Source organism: Phormidium sp. FACHB-1136, from assembly GCF_014697375.1.
In the GTDB taxonomy this organism is placed as follows: domain Bacteria; phylum Cyanobacteriota; class Cyanobacteriia; order Phormidesmidales; family Phormidesmidaceae; genus Nodosilinea.
In genome coordinates this window covers 1-3,113 of record NZ_JACJRS010000207.1, presented here as the reverse complement: position 1 = coordinate 3,113, position 3,113 = coordinate 1, and the positions used below count along the sequence as shown (strand labels likewise).

Sequence of the window (3,113 nt, the reverse complement as noted above, 5' to 3'; positions counted from 1 at the left end):
TGCTTCTGAAGCTCTTGCTTTTCCTCTGACGTTAGATAGTTTCTGACTCCCATGGCTTATTCCAGAATTTTAATGTATTATACGCAGTTTAGATGACTAACAGCTTAGATGAAAAAACATTATTCACAGTGTTTGGACGTATGTCTACTGGAAAGTTTTATTATGAAATTCATAATTGGGCACCTCGATTAATTACCGTATAGCGAACATGAAAAGCCTGAAACCCCTGAAATCTCGTAGCTACTTCCACGAAGATTTGGATTTTTCGAGGTGCCCAATTCTAGAATTGAAGGCAAGCAACGCATTACAGTTGAAGTAATTAGTCACCGCAACAAAGCTGGGCTATTGCGAATGGGGCCAAAGCTTGTAGCATAAGGGGCATGACGATACAGCCCCGTCCAGAGCCAACCCTGCCGGAGATCGACCCTGAAGAGCAAGGGGCGCGGTATTGGTACGAGCGTTACGGTGAGCAACGTGCAGAGACCGAGCAACTGAGGCAGCGGGTTAAGGAGCTAGAGGAGCAGTTCGAGGGTCTCACTGAAAAACGGAGGAAGCTGAGTGGGCGCACGAGTGAAACGAGTTCCCAGCCACCCTCCTCGGATGGGGTGAAGAAACCGAACCGGGATCAGCAAAAGCCGCAACGAAAACGAGGTCCCAAATATAACCATCCCGGCACAACGCGCAACGGCTTTGGCTGGATGGATCACGCCGTGTTGTTCGAGGTGGAGCGCTGCCCGGTCTGCGGGGGTGAGGTGGAACGCCAACCCCAGGGAACCCAGCGCCAGCCGGTGGCCGAACTGGTGCCGAAACTGGTTGAAGTGTGGGAGTACGAGCGGCCCCGGTATCGATGTCCCGCCTGCGAGTGGCAGGGTTACCCGGATTGGCCGATCGGGTGCCGGGAGGGGTTTAGCTATGGCGGACGGTTAAGTAGTGGGGTGGGTTGGCTGGGCTATGGGGGCAACCTGTCGTGGTCAAAACAGCGCTATGTGGTCGAGAGCATCTTCGGTGTGCCGATGTCTCAAGGCAGTTTAGCCAAGGTACATCAGTGGTTTTGTGCCGCCCTACACCCCCCCTATGAGCCATGGTGGCGTTGGATTCAACAGCCTGGGGTGCGCTGTGTCGATGAGACCAGTTATCGCGTCAACGGGGTGAATCATTGGATTTGGATTGCCGTCGCACCGGAATGCTGCGTGCTGTTCTTGGCCCCCACCCGCAGTTCAGCGGAGGTCAAAACGCTGTTGGGTGAGGACTTCGCAGGCATCCTCAGCAGCGACGACTGGTCGGCCTATGGGCTGCAATCGGCGGGGGCCAAGCAGAAGTGCTGGGCGCACCTAGAGCGGGAACTCAAGGCCTTAACCACCTCTCGCTTCCCGGAAAATCGCGAGTTCGCCCACCGAATCTTCCCCATTATCCACACCGCCCGCCAAGCCCACCGGGACTCCCATCAGGGGCAACTCAGTTTGGCCGAACTCCAAGCCCTCAGACCCATCCTTGAAGCGGAGTTAGCTTACGTGCTAGAGCATCCCCAAACGGGGCGTTGGGCGACGGATTCTCAAGGGTTAGCGAATCGGTTTCGCAGGCATGGGTCAGACTGGTTTACGTTCCTCACCCATCCTGAGGTCAAGCCTGACAACAACGAGGCCGAGCGAGGCTTGCGACCCGTGGTGATTCATCGCAAAGTCTCCGGTGGTGCCCGCAGTGATTGGGGGGCTCAGTTAGTCGCGATGATGTTCAGTTTTCTCGAATCCATGCGCCGTCAGGGTAAAAACGCGGTAGACCACCTCTTTGAGCTCATCGCCGCTTCGGGGTGATCCCCCCCTGCTCTTTCGCCGAGATAATCCTGGGGCTCTGGAGGCTTTCTCATTAAGCCTCCCTTATTGCTGTGACTAATTACCAGTTGAAAATGCTCAATGTGAAATAGATGGAGGCTTTGAAGGTGAAAGCAAGTTTGCTATTATTGAGGCAAAATGTCAGTCTCTAGATGATTTTATTATCAGACAGCTCTACTATCCCTATCGACTATGGCAGTCTAAGATTGGCAAAGAAGTAATTCCAATCTTTCTTTCTTTTTCTAATAATATTTTTACGTTCTATATATGGGCACCTCGAAAAATACGGATTTTATTGAGAACGCCTACGATAGGCTAACGGTTTCAGGCTCCAGAAACTCGCAATAAGGCAATTAATCGAGGTGCCCATATTTGATTTTCTCAATGTTTATCACTATGACTCACTCCAATTAAAATCTATAGGGCACCTCGAAAAATCCAAATCTTCGTGGGAGTAGCTACGAGATTTCAGGGGTTTCAGGCTTTTCATGTTCGCTATACGGTAATTAATCGAGGTGCCCTATACATAGGTACTGTATTGGACATTATGAAATTGACTTAACAGATCTAAGAGAACTATCCAAGAGGATAGAAGTAATTGAAGAGGAGGATCGCTCAACTTTTCCACAAGCAGATAAGTTTGAAAGAATCATTGATTTGATGGATAAACTCTATATCAATGATTCATTAACTAAAGATGAAATTACAACAGAATATGCGTTTGATGTCAGGCAAGCAGACTACTATATTTCAGCAGGTGCTTATCTGGGCTTATTTGATAGATTAGAGACTGGATCTAGTGCGGCTAGATAAGCTGATATGCATTTAAATTGCATTGACTGTGTTTCCTTTATTTTTGATCTTGCGATCCCAGTTGATGACAAGCTGTCCTTCGTTCAACAGGTTATGAACAAGCGCTTCTAGATCCTCAATTGATTCAAATAGACGATTGGCAATAAATTCCTTTGCAGAGTGCCAAACTAATGCAGAGTGCCAAACTAACTCGATTAAATTATAGTCCGGACTGTAGGGTGGCAGAAATTCTAAAACAATGTTGGGCATCTCCTGCGCTATCTTCTCTAGAATCTCTGCCTTTTTATGAATACTTGCATTATCTAAAATGATAAGAATCTTAGGGCCATCCTGCTCAAAGTCTTCGATCCGTCTACCTTCTCCAACCCATTCCTGTTTCACTTCTTCGTAGAATCCATGGAGGACACTGAAAAAGCTATCACCAGTTCCCTTACTGATAAAATCAACAATGCGCTTCTTATTCGAAAGACG

General features: G+C 48.6%; 3 protein-coding genes. 2 read left to right on the top strand and 1 reads right to left on the bottom strand.

The genetic code is table 11. The features are described from left to right. The first annotated feature begins 380 nt into the window (after positions 1-380). Both H6G62_RS26485 and H6G62_RS26480 read left to right on the top strand, forming a co-directional pair. On the top strand, positions 381-1,811 hold the full coding sequence (locus H6G62_RS26485; RefSeq protein ID WP_190500753.1) for an IS66 family transposase: 1,431 nt from the start codon (positions 381-383) through the stop codon (positions 1,809-1,811). A gap of 678 nt (positions 1,812-2,489) precedes the next feature. Beyond that, on the top strand, positions 2,490-2,642 hold the full coding sequence (locus tag H6G62_RS26480; RefSeq protein ID WP_190500750.1) for a hypothetical protein: 153 nt from the start codon (positions 2,490-2,492) through the stop codon (positions 2,640-2,642). A gap of 12 nt (positions 2,643-2,654) precedes the next feature. On the opposite strand, the gene H6G62_RS26475 is transcribed toward H6G62_RS26480, so the two are convergent. After that, the coding region (locus H6G62_RS26475) for a transposase (RefSeq protein ID WP_190500748.1) at positions 2,655-3,113 on the bottom strand (459 nt) is incomplete at its 5' end.

What these genes read in the sequence shown, in the direction of transcription:
- H6G62_RS26485 (WP_190500753.1), top strand. Translation starts at nt 381, where the DNA reads ATGACGATACAGCCCCGTCCAGAGCCAACCCTGCCGGAGATCGACCCT.
- H6G62_RS26480 (WP_190500750.1), top strand. Translation starts at nt 2,490, where the DNA reads ATGGATAAACTCTATATCAATGATTCATTAACTAAAGATGAAATTACA.